Consider the following 13131-nt stretch of genomic DNA (forward strand, 5'->3'; position numbering starts at 1 on the left):
TTCGAAAGGGGTTTAGAACGCGTGGGCGCCGTGGGCGCCGGTCACCAGCTCGAGCGCGAGCATCAGGGAATAGCCGGGCTCATCCCGCCACCCGGCATGGTCCCTGGCGCCCTGGAGGCGCAGCCGGGAGAACTCGGTGGGCCAGAAGGTGACGTTGGCGGACACGCGGTTGCGTGACTCCGTCCAGTCCGGGTCCAACGGGTCGGTGACGCGCGCTCCGTCTTCGCCTCGCGCCGCCGTTCCCAGCTCGTAGCGCAGCGCGGTGGCCCACCGCGGCGAGAAGCGCCACGCGGCCTGCGCGTAGGTGTTGAAGTCCGTCAGCACGTCCCCGGGCACCTGGCGGCGGCGGTAGAAGGCCTCCGCCTGGAGCGTGATGAGCGTGGTGTTGTGGGCCTGGGTGATGGGCCGGTAGCGCAGGTACAGGTCCGTGCCGAAGACGTCCGTGCGGTTGCGGTAGCCGGTGGGATTGGGACCGGTGGCGGTGGACAAGCCCCACATGAGGGACAGGTCATCCGACAGCGGGAAGAACTGCTTCACCGCGCCGGTGAGCTGCAAGTCGAACGGAGACCGCACCCGTTCGCTGGTGGCGCCCAGGAAGCTGCGCGCGGTGGCCTCGCCGGTGGCGTCGGTGGTGCTGCCAATCACCTCCACGTACCAGGGCAGGGGAGCCAGCCAGGACACCTCGGCGCCCAGTCCGCGGTTGCTTTCGCCTCCGAAGATGCGGCCCACGGCGAAGGGCTGGTCCACGAAGTCCCACGAATGCGGGTGCGTGGGGTTGATGCGGCCGAAGCGCGTGAGGAACTGACCGGCGCGCACCTGGAGGTTGTAGGGCAGCGCCAGCGTGGTGCCGTAGGCCTCTTCGATTTCCACGCCGAACTGGCTGAAGACGATGTTGGCGTCGAACCGGAAGTAGGGGTCCACCACCGAGCCGATGGACAGCTCCAACTGCTGCAGGTTGAAGCCGTTGCGCGTGGGGTCGTGCGCGCCGCTCTGCAGGGGCTCCTTGTCCGTGAAGGCCGCGGCGGCCACGTCCAGGATGAAGCTCAGGTCCAGGAAGTTCGCGCCCGTGTTGGGATTGTTCACCCCGGGGATGGAGAGCGCGGAGCCCCCGCCAGGAATGGAGGCCGGCGGCGCCGCGGTACCGGTGGGCGCGTTCTGCTGCGCGGACGCGGCATCGCTGCCAAGCGCCTTCTCAATCTCCTCCAACTCCTCGGGTGTGAGGGCGGGCGCGGCGTCTTCCCGCGGCTCCTGCACGGGGGCGTCCGCCGGAGGCGCGGAGGCGTCCTGGGCGCTGGCGCCGCTGGCGAACAGCAAGGGCGTGAGTGAAACGACGATGAGAGCGCCGTGAGCACGGCGCGAACGGGTTGCCACCTGGAACGCTCCTCGAACAGGGCGCCCGCGAAGCGGTCACGCCCACCAATGACCTGAAAGACCTCGGACGACGCACGTCACGCGTGCGCGGGAGGCGAGGCCTTGGGGGCGGTATCGAGGATGGAGAGGGGGGCCTGGACGCGAGGCGGCGCGGTGGCCGGACGGCTCACGGCGAGCAGCGTCAGCACCAGTGTCGTCCGGTAGGGCGTCAGGAGCTCCGGGCGGGAGCCAGACGTCACCAGCGGACATTCCTCGTGGGGGAGGGCGGCCGAGTCCGTGACGGCTTCGGGCAGGGCGGACAGCTGCGGACTCTGCTCGAAGGCGAGCCGGGACAGCCGCGCGCCCGTGCCGAGCGCCGTCTCCTCGAACGTCTGATGCTGTGGACAGAACCGGTGCGCGTGCTCGTCCCTCGCGTGCATCAGCGCGCTCAGCGGCTGACACAGCCACAGCGCGACGAGCAGCGTCGCGGTGCAGCGGGCGAAGGTGTGGGCTCGCTGATTCATCGGAAGGGACGGTTGCCCGGGTGCTCTAATGACGCGGCACGGCGGGTGTCAAGGGACGGTATCACGCTCTGTTTCGTCCGGGTGGGGATGTGTCGGCCCCGGCCGGGCGTTGGGGAACATCAGGATGAACGGACAGCTGGACGGAGGATTCATTCCAGTGGCGACGCTGGACGCGCTCGACGCGCGGGGCCGCGCGGTGGTGCAGGTGGACGGTGTCGCGGTGGCCCTCTTCCGCGTGAATGGGGAGCTCCATGCGGTGGCGGACGCATGCCCCCACCGGGCCGGGCCCCTGTCCGAGGGGGACCTGGTGGGATACGTGGTGCATTGTCCATTGCACACCTGGCCGTTCGACGTCCGGACGGGGCAGTGCCCGCGACATCCGGGGGTGCAGGTCCGCACCTATGCGGTGCGTGTGCAGGGACAGCACATCCTCGTGTCCGCATCAGGTAGGGTCCACGCCCCCTGAGTGCCGGCCCCTTCCAGGAGCGATTCCACTGTGACTTCGTCCCGAGCCCGCCGCAAAGCCCCCGCCGCTGCCGCCCCCGCCGCCGTCCCCGATACCTCGGCCATGGCGCGTGCCGTGGCGGACTTCCTGCGCGCCGCCGGTCTGAACCTCCAGGACGTCCACCTGACGGACACCCCCACGCGCGTGGCCGAGGCCTGGACGGCCGAGTTCCTCGACGGCTACAGCCGCACCCCGGAGCAGGCGCTGGGGGAGACGTTCCCCGCGCCGCCGGGTTCCTCCGGCGAGCTGGTGGTGGTGACGGACCTGCGCTTCCACTCCATGTGTCCGCACCACCTGCTGCCGCTCACCGGGCGGGCCCACGTGGCCTATGTGCCGGGCAAGCGGGTGGTGGGCTTTGGCCGGCTGTCATCGCTGGTGGACTGCTTCGCGCACCGGCTCATCCTCCAGGAAGACATGGCGCGGGAAGTGGCGCGTTCCCTGGCGCAGGTGCTGGGCAGCCCCGCCACCGCATGCATCATCGAAGCGGAGCAGGCGTGCCTGCGCCTGCGCGGAGACAAGCAGCGCGACGCCGTCACCCACGCGGAGGCCTATGAAGGCACCCTGCGGCGCGACGGCCCCCTGCGCCGTGAGCTGTGGGCCCGGTTGGGGGCCCGGCGATGAGCGCGCCCCCGCCGCGAGTGGAGCCCGGGCGCGTGGCCCGCGTGCGCGAGGCGCTGGCCACCGTTCTGGCTCCGGAGCAGCTGCGCGTGGATGACGCCGCGCTGGCTGCCTACGCCCGTGACGAGTCCGACAGTGGCGTCCATGCGCCCGACCTCGTCGTCTTCCCCGCGGACACGCGGCAGGTGTCGCAGGTCTTCAAGGCGTGCGCGGTGCACGGCGTGCCCTTCACCCCCTGTGGCGCGCGCAGCGGCAAGAGCGGCGGCTCGCTGCCCTTGCATGGTGGGGTGGCGGTGAGCCTGGAGCGGATGAACCGAATCCTCTCCATCTCCCCCGAGGATCTCACCGCGGTGGTGCAGCCCGGCGTCATCACCGGCGACCTGATGAAGGCCGTGGAAGCGGTAGGGCTCTTCTATCCACCAGACCCGAACTCCTGGGAGGTGTGCACGTTGGGCGGCAACGTGGCGGAGAACGCCGGCGGGCCTCGGGCACTCAAATACGGTGTCACGCGCGACTACGTCATTGGACTGGAGTGGGTGCTCCCGGACGGCGAGGTGGTGCGGGTGGGCCGGCGCACCATCAAGGGCGTGGCGGGTTATGACCTGGTGGGCCTCTTCGTCGGCTCGGAGGGCACGCTGGGCGTCGCCACCGAAATCACCGTCCAGCTCATCCCGCTGCCGCGCGAGGTGCTGACGGCCCTGGTGGTGTTTCCGTCCGTGTTGCACGCCGCGCGCGCGGTGTCCGCCGTGCTGGCCGCGGGCATCCTCCCGCGTTGCCTGGAACTCATCGATGACGTGGCCCTGCGGGCGGTGAACGGCCGCGGCTTCCAGTTCCCTCCGGGCGCGGGCTCCGCTGTCATCGTGGAGGTGGACGGCAACGGCCGCGAGGGCTTGCTCGCTGAGCTGTCTCAATTGGGTGACATCTGTACCAGCCAGGGCGCCACCGAGACGCTGGTGGCCCAGGATGCTTCCCAGCGCGAGAAGCTCTGGGCCGCGCGCAGGGTGATTTCCCCGGCCCTCCGGGCCCTCAAGCCTCACAAGATTTCCGAGGACATCGTCGTGCCCCGCTCGAAGATTCCGGAGGTCATCGAGCGCTTGAAGGCCATGGGCGCGGAGCTGGGGCTCACCGTGGCCACGTATGGCCATGCGGGCGACGGGAACCTGCACGCCAACATCCTCTACGAGGGCGCCCACCAACGGCCGCTGGTGGATGAGGCCCTGCGGCGCATGCTGGTGATGACCGTGGAACTGGGCGGAACCATCACAGGCGAGCACGGTGTGGGGCACGCGAAGCGGGAATATCTTTCGCTGGAGCAGTCCCCCGCGCTCATCGACCTGCAGCGCAGGCTCAAGGCCTTCTTCGATCCATCAGGGTTGCTCAACCCGTCGAAAATCTTCCCCGCGCTCATGCGTTCTTGATTCGTGGCCGACGCGGCTCGTTTTTGTCCCGGCGTCGAGCGGCTTACCGTCCAAAGCGTGGGAAGGGCTGGGAATGTCGCGCGAAATGCCTAATCGGACCTGGAATGAGAAACCCTTTCGCTCGTTGCGCGTCTTAGTTCCAGGTGGACGCGAGGCGGCGGGGGGAGAGCGCGTCCGGCATCGAACGGAGGACGGGAAATCATGGCCAATTCGACGAAGTACGCAGCCGAAGGCCTGTCGCACTACCTTCGGAACCTGGGCGGGCACCAGCAGCTGACGCGTGAGCAGGAGTACGAGCTTGCGCGCCGCGCCCGCAAGGGTGACGAGTCCGCGCGGCAGACGCTTGCCAGCTCCAATCTGGCCTTCGTTGTCGCCGTGGCGAAGAAGTTCGCCAATCGCGGCGCGCGACTGGATGACCTCATCCAGGAGGGCAACGTCGGTCTCATGAAGGCGATCGAGCACTTCGATCCCAAGAAGAACGTGCGCTTCGCCACCTACGCGGTGTGGTGGATTCGCGCCTACATCACCCGGTACCTGAAGGACAACCGCAGCCAGGTGCGCGGTGGTGAGGCCGAGCGCGGCAGCATGGTGGACTTCTCGCTGGACGCCACCATCGACGAGGACGGCGAGACGACCTTCCTCGACCGGCTGGAGGACAACAGCCCTTCGCCTCAGCAGGTGTTCCTGGCGCACGAGCAGGACACGGAGATTCAGGAGGCGCTCGCCAAGGTGCGCAAGCGCATTGGTGACCTGGGCTGGGACATCCTCACGGAGCGGCTGACGCAGGACAAGCCGCTGACGCTGGAGGAGCTGGGCCAGCGGTGGGGCGTGTCGCGCGAGCGCGTGCGTCAGGTGGAGCTGAAGACGAAGAACTTCCTGGAGCGCTACCTGCAGGCGTTCAACGAGAACGAAGAGCACCTGGGCGAGCAGGCCGCCGACGCGGCGTGAGCGGCCATCCAGGGCCCTTCCCACCTGGGAAGGCGCGTCATCGGGGCGGGACGGACCGGGTCATTCCGGGCCGCTCCCGCCTCTTGTCGTTTGGCGGATGTTTGACCGCCGATGGTTTGCTACCGGGCAAAAGTGCGTGCTAAGCCCGGCGCTTATGCGCTTGATTTCATTTGCTTTGAGCCTCCTCCTGAGCCTGCCTGCCTGGGGGGCTGAGGCCTCCCTGTTGTCGGAGCTTGACGCGCTGTACGCGAAGCGCGGCGAGTCCGGTGGGGAGAAGGCCTACGAGGGGGCCTTGAAGACGGCGCTGGACGCCGCGCCGGAGGACTACGAGCTGGTCTGGCGCAAGGCGCGCATCCTTCAGTGGCAGGCGGACGGGGCGGCCAATGAGAAGCTCAAGAAGGTGCTGGGCCGCCAGACGTGGGATTGGGGTGAGAAGGCGGTGAAGCTCAACCCCGCCCGGGTGGAGGGCCACTACTACGCGGCCACCGGCATCGGCGCCTACTCCCAGGCCGTGGGCATCATGAAGGCGCTGGGCGAGGGGCTCGAGGGCAAGTTCAACGAGCGGCTGGACAAGGCCATCCAGATTGACCCGGGCTACGACCGGGGCGCGCCGCTGCTGGCCAAGGGCCGCTACTACTACGAGCTGCCCTGGCCCAAGCGCGACCTGGCGAAGTCCGCCAGCCTCTACGAAAAGTCCATCGCGAAGCACCCGCAGATGCTGCGCGCCTACTACTTCCTGGCGGAGACGCTCCTCAAGGACGGCAAGGCCGCGAAGGCGCGCGAGGCCATTCAAAAGGTGAAGCAAGGCAGCATCGCGTACGACCCCGCGGAAGGGCGGCGCGTGCAGGAGTGGTCCAGGAAAGTCGAAGCCGATATCGAGAAGGAGCTCAGATGAGGGCAGAGAATCAGGTAGCGGCTCCCGCTACCGCGGGGGGGGATGCGACGCTCGTCCAACTGCTCATTCAGCGCGCGAAGAACGCGTCGACGGTGGGCGCAAGCCACAAGAAGGACGGCCGCTGGCAGGACGTCACCTTCGCCCAGTTCCTGGACGAGGTGAAAGCGCTCTCCGCGGGCCTGGTTGCCCAGGGGGTGAAGCCCGGGGACCGAGTGGCGATTTTCGCGAACACCAGTCTGCAGTGGCTCATCTGCGATGTGGCCATCAGCGCCGCGCAGGCCATCACCGTCCCCATCTATGCGTCCAACACGCCGGATGAGTGCCGGTACATCCTCAACCACTCCGAGACGACGCTCGTCTTCGTGGACAACGACGAGAAGGACGCCCGGCAGGCGGGCCGGCTCACGCGCCTGCGCCAGAAGCTGGCGGAGTGTCCGACGCTCCGCCGCATCGTCGCCTTCGAGGGCCCCGTCGCCGGTGGCACCGAGCTGTCACTCGCCGACGTCGTCGCCCAGGGCCGCACCGAGCACGCCGCCCGTCCGGACGACTTCGAGGCGCGGGTGGCGGGCGTGTCCATGGAGGACACCGCCTCCATCATCTACACCTCCGGCACGACGGGGGACCCCAAGGGCGTCATCCTCACGCACCGCAACTGGGCCTTCGAGGCGAAGGCCGCCCAGTCGGTGGGGATGATGGTGCCCTCTGACTCGGTGATGCTGTTCCTGCCGCTGGCACACGTCTTCGCGCAGGTGGTGAAGGCCGCCTGGCTGAGCATGGGTTACCGGCTCGTCGTCGCGGAGTCGGTGGACAAGCTGCTCGCCAACCTGGTGGAGACGCGTCCCTCGGTGCTGCCGTCGGTGCCGCGCGTCTTCGAGAAGGTCTACAACAACGTGGTGGCCAACGGCTCGGCAGCCCCAGGGCTCAAGGGCCGGCTCTTCCGCTGGGCCTTCAAGCTGTTCGACGAGTACGTCGAGGCGCGCAGCCAGGGGCGCGAGTACGCCACCCTGGGCTTCGCGTTGGCGAAGAAGCTGGTGTTCTCCAAGGTGCACGCGGCCATCAGCGAGAAGCTGGGCGGCAACATGCGCGTGTTCATCTCCGGCGGCGCGCCCCTGTCTCCGAAGATCGGCTACTTCTTCGACCTGCTGGGCCTCAAGGTGCTGGAGGGCTACGGCCTGACGGAGACGTGCGCCGGCACCACCGTCAATCGCGAGCACAACATCAAGATTGGCAGCGTGGGCGCGCCCGTGCCGGGCATGGAGGTGATGATTGCCTCCGACGGCGAAATCCTCATCCGCGGCCCGGCCGTCATGAAGGGGTACTACAAGAACCCCGAGGCCACGGCGGAGGCCATCGACGCGGAGCACTGGTTCCACACCGGTGACATCGGCGAGCTGGACGCGGACAACTACCTGCGCATCACCGACCGCAAGAAGGACCTCATCGTCACCGCGGGCGGGAAGAACGTGGCGCCGCAGAACCTTGAGAACGCCCTCAAGACGCACGCCATCATCAGTCAGGCCATGGTGTACGGCGACAAGCGGCCGTACTTGGTGGTGCTCATCACCGTGTCGGAGGAGGGCGCGCGCAAGCTCCTCCAGGACCAGGGCGCCCCCGTGGGCAGTTACGCGGACAATGCCCGTCGCCCAGAGGTCCAGGCGGCGGTGAAGGCCGCGGTGGATCAGGTCAACACGCAGCAGCCACCCTACGCCACGCTCAAGCGCTTCACCGTGCTGGAGAACGACTTCAGCCAGGAGACGGAGGAGCTGACGCCCAAGCTCAGCGTGAAGCGGAAGGTCTGCATCCAGAAGTACAAGGCGCAGCTCGACCGGATGTACGAAGGCACCACCGTGGTCGACTGAGGCCTACGCCACGCACAGGGCAAATGCGAACGCCCGGCCCACCCCGTGTTCCAGGGGGCGGCTCGGGCGTTGCGCGTTTCAGGGCACTGCTCACGTCCTGCCGGGAGGCACGCCACCCGGCGGCGGCTCAGACGTGGCCGCTGGGCGTCTGGCTCTTGGTGACGTCGTTCTGCACGCCGGTGCTGCTGGAGAGCGTCCCGGCGCCCTTCTTGTCCCCAGGGGCCGCCGCGTCCTCGCCCTCACCGCCAAAGCCGCGCTTGAAGTTGCGGATCGCACTTCCCAGCGAAGAGCCCAGCTGTGGCAGGCGCGACGCTCCGAACAGGAGCAGCAGCACCCCCATGATCAGCAGGATTTCCATTCCCTTCAAACCCATCACTCGGCTCCTTCGCGAAGACGCCAAGGAGCATACCGATGGGCGCCGCCGACCGCCAGCAAGACCAGCGGGCGATTCAAGCCTGCATGGTTGCTGGAGAACCGAGCGCCGCGGCGGGGGCCTGGGCCAGGGTGAGGAAGAGGGTGCTGCCACCTCGGTCCGACTCGACGCCCACGCTGCCCCCGTGGGCCTCCACCTCCTGCCGGGCCAGGTAGACGCGCAAGGGGTCCTCCAGCCGCTTCTCCCGGAAGGCGCGCTCCTCGCGCTGGAAGACGGCGGCGGCGTCCTCATCCGTCAGGGGTGCCCCGTCCCGGCGGACCTCCACGCGCACCCGGGGTGCGAAGTCGCGGATGCCCAGGCGGATGACCTCACCCGGTTGGGCGCGGGCCAATTGGTACTGAATGAAAGACTCCACGGCGTGTTGGATGCGGGCCCCGTCCACGATGACCTCGGGCACCGCCTGCGCCGGATTCAGGCCCAACACGAGCGCCACCTGGGCCGCCGAGGCCGCGGCGCGCTGCCGCTCCACCGCCGCGTCCAGCAGGGGCAGCAGGGATTGGCGCTCCTGCTCGCAGGGCAGGGAGCCCAGGTCCGCCCGGCTGGCGTCGAAGAAGTCCTGGGAGAAGGCCAGCGAGCGGTCCGCGTTGCGGAGGATGGTCTCCAGGCCGCGCTGCACCTTGGCCTCCAGGGGCACGCGGCCGTTGAGCAGCAGGGCCGCGTATGAGCGCACGTTGGCCAGTGAGCCGCGCAGGTCATGCGACGCCATGGACAGGTAGCGCACGCGCCGCCGCACCCCGGCCTCGTCCCACACCAGGGGCGACGTCCACAGCAGCAGCGCGCCGTCCTCCAGCGTCTCCTCGCCCGCCATCAGCACCTGGCCGTCCCGCTCCCAGAGGCTGCCGCTCCCAGGGCGCCGCTGGAAGCCCGCCACCGCCATGAGCTCCGGCAGGGAGTCCACGCGGCTGGGGAGCGCCTCCAGGCCGAGCTGCCTCAGCAGCGAGCGTCCGAGCAGGCGCGGGCTGCCTCCACGAGGCAGGAGTAGAAGCCCGGGTGCCGCCATGTCGCCTGCTTTCAGCTCCCCCTCGCTCGCCACGTTCCACACCCCCAGTCCGTCAGGTCACGGAAAGGGTGGGCAGTAACTGTCGGTTTTGCAACGTGGGCCCATGTCTGGCGGCGTGGGCGCATTTTCTTGCGCGGCCGTGTGGGAGGATGGTTGAAGAATCCCAGCGTCGCACCTCGGGAGACTGCTCTGACCTTGCACAATGCACAGCATGCGAGGGCCCCGGTGGTCCTGGTCGTCGATGATGACCCGGACATCCTGGAGGCCCTTTCAGAGATTCTGGAAGCCGAAGGCTTCGAAATCCGCCGGGCGCGGAACGGGAAGGAGGCGTTGGATCGGCTCGAGCCCGAACCGCCCAACCTCATCCTGTTGGACCTGATGATGCCGGTGATGGACGGCTGGGAGTTCGCCCAGCGGATGCGGCAGAAGCCGCCCGAGGTGGCGCGCATCCCCCTCATCGTCCTGAGCGCGGACCGCAATGTGGGCAGCAAGGCCGCCGACATTGGCGCGGTGGGGCATCTGGCCAAGCCGTTCGAACTCAACGATTTGTTGGACATGGTTCGCCGCTCGCTGAACCCCGCCGCCGCGTCCACCATCGCGTGACAGATGCCGCATCCGTGTCTTGACCTGTCAGGGGGGCGCCATTACGGTCCCCCCTGTCTTTGATTTTCAAATCAACGATCAGGCCAAGGAGTGTGTCGTGAGCGCGAAGGACATCATCGAGAACCAGATTCCGGAGACCCTCAAGGCGAAGCCGGAGCTGGCGAAGGAAATCAACGCCGTCATCGTCTTTGACGTGTCGGGTGAGGGCGGCGGGAAGTGGACGCTGGACGCCACCAAGTCCGAGGGCTGGGTGACGGAAGGTGCGGCCGACAACGCGAAGATGACCATCTCCGTGAGCAACGACGACTTCGTGAAGATCCGCGAGAAGAAGCTCAACGCGCAGATGGCGGCCATGCAGGGCAAGCTGAAGTTCAAGCCCATGGACATGGGCCTCGCGATGAAGCTCGCGAAGCTGCTCTAATTTCCGGCGGACTGGAGCTTTACGGGCGGACGCCGCCCGCTGGCTTCTGGCGCACGCGGCGCGTCTCCTTCACAGGGGCGCGCCGCAGTCGTTTCCACCTCCCCGTCGCTCGCTCCGAGGAATGCCCATGTCGTCGCTCCCGCTCACAGGCCTGCGCGTGCTGGACTTGTCGCGCCTGCTGCCCGGCCCCTACGCCACCCTGGTGCTGGCAGACCTGGGCGCCACCGTGGACAAGGTGGAGGAGCCGGAGGGCGGGGACTACATCCGCCAGATGCCCCCCCTGCGGGATGACGTCAGCGGCCTGTTCTACGGCCTCAATCGGAACAAGCGCTCCCTGACGCTGAACCTGAAGCAGCCCGAGGGCCGCGAGGCGCTGAAGCGGCTGGTGCGCCACTACGACGTGCTGGTGGAGAGCTTCCGGCCCGGCGTCATGGACAAGCTGGGCGTGGGCGAGTCCGTGCTGCGCGCGGAGAACCCCCGGCTCATCTACTGCGCCATCTCCGGCTACGGGCAGACGGGGCCGGATCGGCTGAAGGCGGGGCATGACTTGAACTACGCGGCCCGCGCCGGCCTGCTGGGCTACGGCGGTGAGGCCGGCGGCGCGCCCGCGTTTCCCGGCGTGCAGATGGGGGACATTGGCGGCGGCAGCCTCTTCGCGCTGGTGGGCATCCTGGCGGCGCTGCACGAGCGTGAGCGCACGGGGCAGGGGCGCTTCGTGGACGTGTCCATGACGGACGGCGCGCTGGCCTTCCTGCACATGCACCTGGCGTCGCGCCTCTTCATGGGGACGGAAGGCGCCGCCCTTCAGCGGGGCAAGGATGCGCTCAACGGGGGCTACGCGTGCTACGGCCTGTACCGCACGGCGGATGACCGGTGGCTCGCGGTGGGCGCGCTGGAGCCCAAGTTCTTCGCGGGCGTGTGTGAGCGGTTGGGGCGTCCGGAGCTGCTGGAGGACGCCTACGCCCCGGGCGAGCCCGGCGCGCGCGTGAAGGCGGAGCTGACGCGCCTGTTCGCCGAGCACCCACTGGCGTACTGGCAGGAGCGCTTCGCGGGCTCCGACCTCTGCATCGAGCCCGTGGCGGAAGGGGACGACGTGCTGAAGGACCCGCAGCTCCAGGCCCGGGGCCTCTTCGTGGAGACGGAGGACGCGGTGCTGGGCCGCAAGGTGACGCACCTGCTGACGCCGCTGCGCATGGGCGAGACGCCGCTGCGCGCGCCGCCCGCGCTGGGGCAGCACTCGCGGGAGATTCTGGAAGCGGCGGGCTTTACCGCGCAGGAGCTTGCGCGGCTGGGGCACTGACGGCGGGCGTCCGCCACAGGGCCTCGCCGCGCGCGGCGTGGCAGGTGTCGCCCAACAAGTCCAACGCGAGCTGCGGCTGCCGTTCGGCCAGCGCTGACCATCCGTCAAAGGCGCCACCGGCTTCCAGCCGGCGCACGGTGTGCTCCAGGGCCGTGCGCGCCCGCTCCACCGTCTGCTGCTGGGCCTTCGTGGGCCGCCACCGGGTGTCGTCGCGGTAGCGGCCGAGCGTCTCCAGCAGGTGGCCCTGGAACTTTAGCATCTGCACCAGCAGGGGCAGCCGGTGCGCGAACGGCGCGTCGGCCAGCGCCGCCTCGTACTGCCGGCCTTCCGAGTCCAGCCGGTACAGCAGCACGTCCACCTGCGCGTCCAGCCGCTTGCGCCACGCCTTGCGCACGGAGGCATGCCGGGCCCAGCCGGCCACGGCCTGGAAGTAGTGAAGCCCGCCGCACGGGTGGGCGTAGATGCCCTGCTTTCGCTTGGGGACCTGCGTCCGCCCCGCGCGCATCGCCGCGGACAGCTCGGCCTGGGCGGCTTCGAGCGTGGCGAGCGCGTCCCGCATCACCGCGTCGATGTGGACCGTCGTGCCCTCGCTGGTGCGGAACGTGGCGCCGGGCTCCATCGCCAGGGACAGGGCGTCCAGAGCCCAGGCACCCTCGGGATGGGCCACGAGCGAGGGGCGGAAGTCGAGCTGCAGCTGCTCCACCAGCGCCTGCACCATGACGGGGCCCCAGGACGCGTTGAAGCGGTGGCGCACCGGGTAGCCCGCGTGCAGCAGGCTCTTGAGCTGAAGGGCGGGGTGGGGCTCCACCGGCGTGCCGTTGGCGGTTCGGCTGTCGAAGAAGAGCCGCTGGGCGGCGGCGGGGGCGTGGGACGGGGGCGGCGTCCGGCGCAGGTAGCGCGCGATGATGGTGTCCGCAGCGGGCTGACCGTCGCGGGTGCGGAAGTCCCGGCCGTCCAGCGCCAGGCCATGGGCCAGCGCCCACGGGTTGTCAGGCGTGGCGGCCCACTGCCTGCACCGGGAGGCCAGCAGCGAGGACACGTCGGACGGAGGCGCCGCGCTCCCGGGGGCCCGCAGCTGGACGGTGGACGGCGCCACCGCGGGCCACGTCACCTCCGCACGCGCGCCAGCCGGGGCGGCGGCGCCCAGTCCCATGGTGAGGCTCACGAGGAGGATGGCGGTCATCGTCATGCGGTGGGCAGCCGGGGGGAGCTTATGCGCTCGGTCGCGCCAGCGACACCCGCGACGTCCTACGCGCG

The 13131-nt window shown here is 69.2% G+C and carries 14 protein-coding genes; 9 read left to right on the forward strand and 5 right to left on the reverse strand.

Features of this window, described 5'->3' with window-relative positions; translation table 11 throughout:
• Positions 1–12: 12 nt before the first annotated feature.
• Together BLU09_RS27880 and BLU09_RS27885 are read right to left on the reverse strand one after the other, a co-directional pair.
• A complete protein-coding gene (locus tag BLU09_RS27880; RefSeq protein WP_090492800.1) occupies positions 13–1371 on the reverse strand; it encodes a zinc-regulated TonB-dependent outer membrane receptor in 1359 nt (452 codons plus the stop codon).
• A 77-nt stretch (positions 1372–1448) separates the two neighbouring features.
• Positions 1449–1874 carry a hypothetical protein gene (locus tag BLU09_RS27885; protein ID WP_090492801.1) on the reverse strand — a complete coding sequence of 142 codons (426 nt, stop codon included), beginning with the start codon at positions 1872–1874 and terminating at the stop codon, positions 1449–1451.
• Between the two features lie 124 nt (positions 1875–1998).
• On the opposite strand from BLU09_RS27885, the gene BLU09_RS27890 reads away from it, so the two are divergent.
• From BLU09_RS27890 to BLU09_RS27915, 6 genes are all read left to right on the forward strand, one after another.
• On the forward strand, positions 1999–2340 hold the full coding sequence (locus tag BLU09_RS27890; RefSeq protein WP_090492802.1) for a Rieske (2Fe-2S) protein: 342 nt from the start codon (positions 1999–2001) through the stop codon (positions 2338–2340).
• 102 nt (positions 2341–2442) lie between these two features.
• Positions 2443–3000 (forward strand): GTP cyclohydrolase I, encoded by a 558-nt coding sequence (folE, locus tag BLU09_RS27895; RefSeq protein ID WP_208610778.1) that lies wholly within the window; start codon positions 2443–2445, stop codon positions 2998–3000.
• Positions 2997–4415, forward strand: coding sequence for an FAD-binding oxidoreductase (locus tag BLU09_RS27900; protein ID WP_090492804.1), 1419 nt, complete (start codon positions 2997–2999; stop codon positions 4413–4415). The genes folE and BLU09_RS27900 overlap by 4 nt, the downstream gene beginning before the upstream one ends.
• 201 nt (positions 4416–4616) lie before the next feature.
• A complete protein-coding gene (locus tag BLU09_RS27905) occupies positions 4617–5363 on the forward strand; it encodes a sigma-70 family RNA polymerase sigma factor (RefSeq protein ID WP_090492810.1) in 747 nt (248 codons plus the stop codon).
• 97 nt (positions 5364–5460) lie between these two features.
• Positions 5461–6258, forward strand: coding sequence for a tetratricopeptide repeat protein (locus tag BLU09_RS27910; protein WP_090492812.1), 798 nt, complete (start codon positions 5461–5463; stop codon positions 6256–6258).
• Positions 6255–8117 carry an AMP-dependent synthetase/ligase gene (locus BLU09_RS27915; RefSeq protein ID WP_090492815.1) on the forward strand — a complete coding sequence of 621 codons (1863 nt, stop codon included), beginning with the start codon at positions 6255–6257 and terminating at the stop codon, positions 8115–8117. Before BLU09_RS27910 ends, BLU09_RS27915 begins: the two co-directional genes overlap by 4 nt.
• 127 nt (positions 8118–8244) lie before the next feature.
• Here BLU09_RS27915 and tatA read toward each other — a convergent pair whose 3' ends face one another.
• Together tatA and BLU09_RS27925 are read right to left on the reverse strand one after the other, a co-directional pair.
• Positions 8245–8490 carry a twin-arginine translocase TatA/TatE family subunit gene (gene tatA, locus BLU09_RS27920; protein WP_090492817.1) on the reverse strand — a complete coding sequence of 82 codons (246 nt, stop codon included), beginning with the start codon at positions 8488–8490 and terminating at the stop codon, positions 8245–8247.
• Between the two features lie 76 nt (positions 8491–8566).
• Positions 8567–9592, reverse strand: coding sequence for a sensor histidine kinase (locus tag BLU09_RS27925; RefSeq protein WP_090492819.1), 1026 nt, complete (start codon positions 9590–9592; stop codon positions 8567–8569).
• Positions 9593–9775: 183 nt separating this feature from the next.
• Here BLU09_RS27925 and BLU09_RS27930 point away from each other — a divergent pair, with 183 nt between their 5' ends.
• The 3 genes from BLU09_RS27930 to BLU09_RS27940 all read left to right on the forward strand — a co-directional run bounded on the left by BLU09_RS27930 (position 9776) and on the right by BLU09_RS27940 (position 11874).
• Positions 9776–10153, forward strand: a complete 378-nt coding sequence (locus BLU09_RS27930; RefSeq protein ID WP_011553018.1) for a response regulator — start codon at positions 9776–9778, stop codon at positions 10151–10153.
• A 97-nt stretch (positions 10154–10250) separates the two neighbouring features.
• Positions 10251–10574 carry an SCP2 sterol-binding domain-containing protein gene (locus BLU09_RS27935; protein WP_090492821.1) on the forward strand — a complete coding sequence of 108 codons (324 nt, stop codon included), beginning with the start codon at positions 10251–10253 and terminating at the stop codon, positions 10572–10574.
• 127 nt (positions 10575–10701) lie between these two features.
• Entirely contained in the window at positions 10702–11874 is a 1173-nt protein-coding gene (locus BLU09_RS27940) for a CaiB/BaiF CoA transferase family protein (RefSeq protein ID WP_090492823.1), read from the forward strand.
• Here BLU09_RS27940 and BLU09_RS27945 read toward each other — a convergent pair.
• Positions 11840–13063, reverse strand: a complete 1224-nt coding sequence (locus tag BLU09_RS27945) for a hypothetical protein (protein WP_090492827.1) — start codon at positions 13061–13063, stop codon at positions 11840–11842. The genes BLU09_RS27940 and BLU09_RS27945 overlap by 35 nt on opposite strands.
• Positions 13064–13131 lie beyond the last annotated feature (68 nt).

This window comes from Myxococcus virescens (genome assembly GCF_900101905.1).
Taxonomy (GTDB): Bacteria; Myxococcota; Myxococcia; order Myxococcales; family Myxococcaceae; genus Myxococcus; species Myxococcus virescens.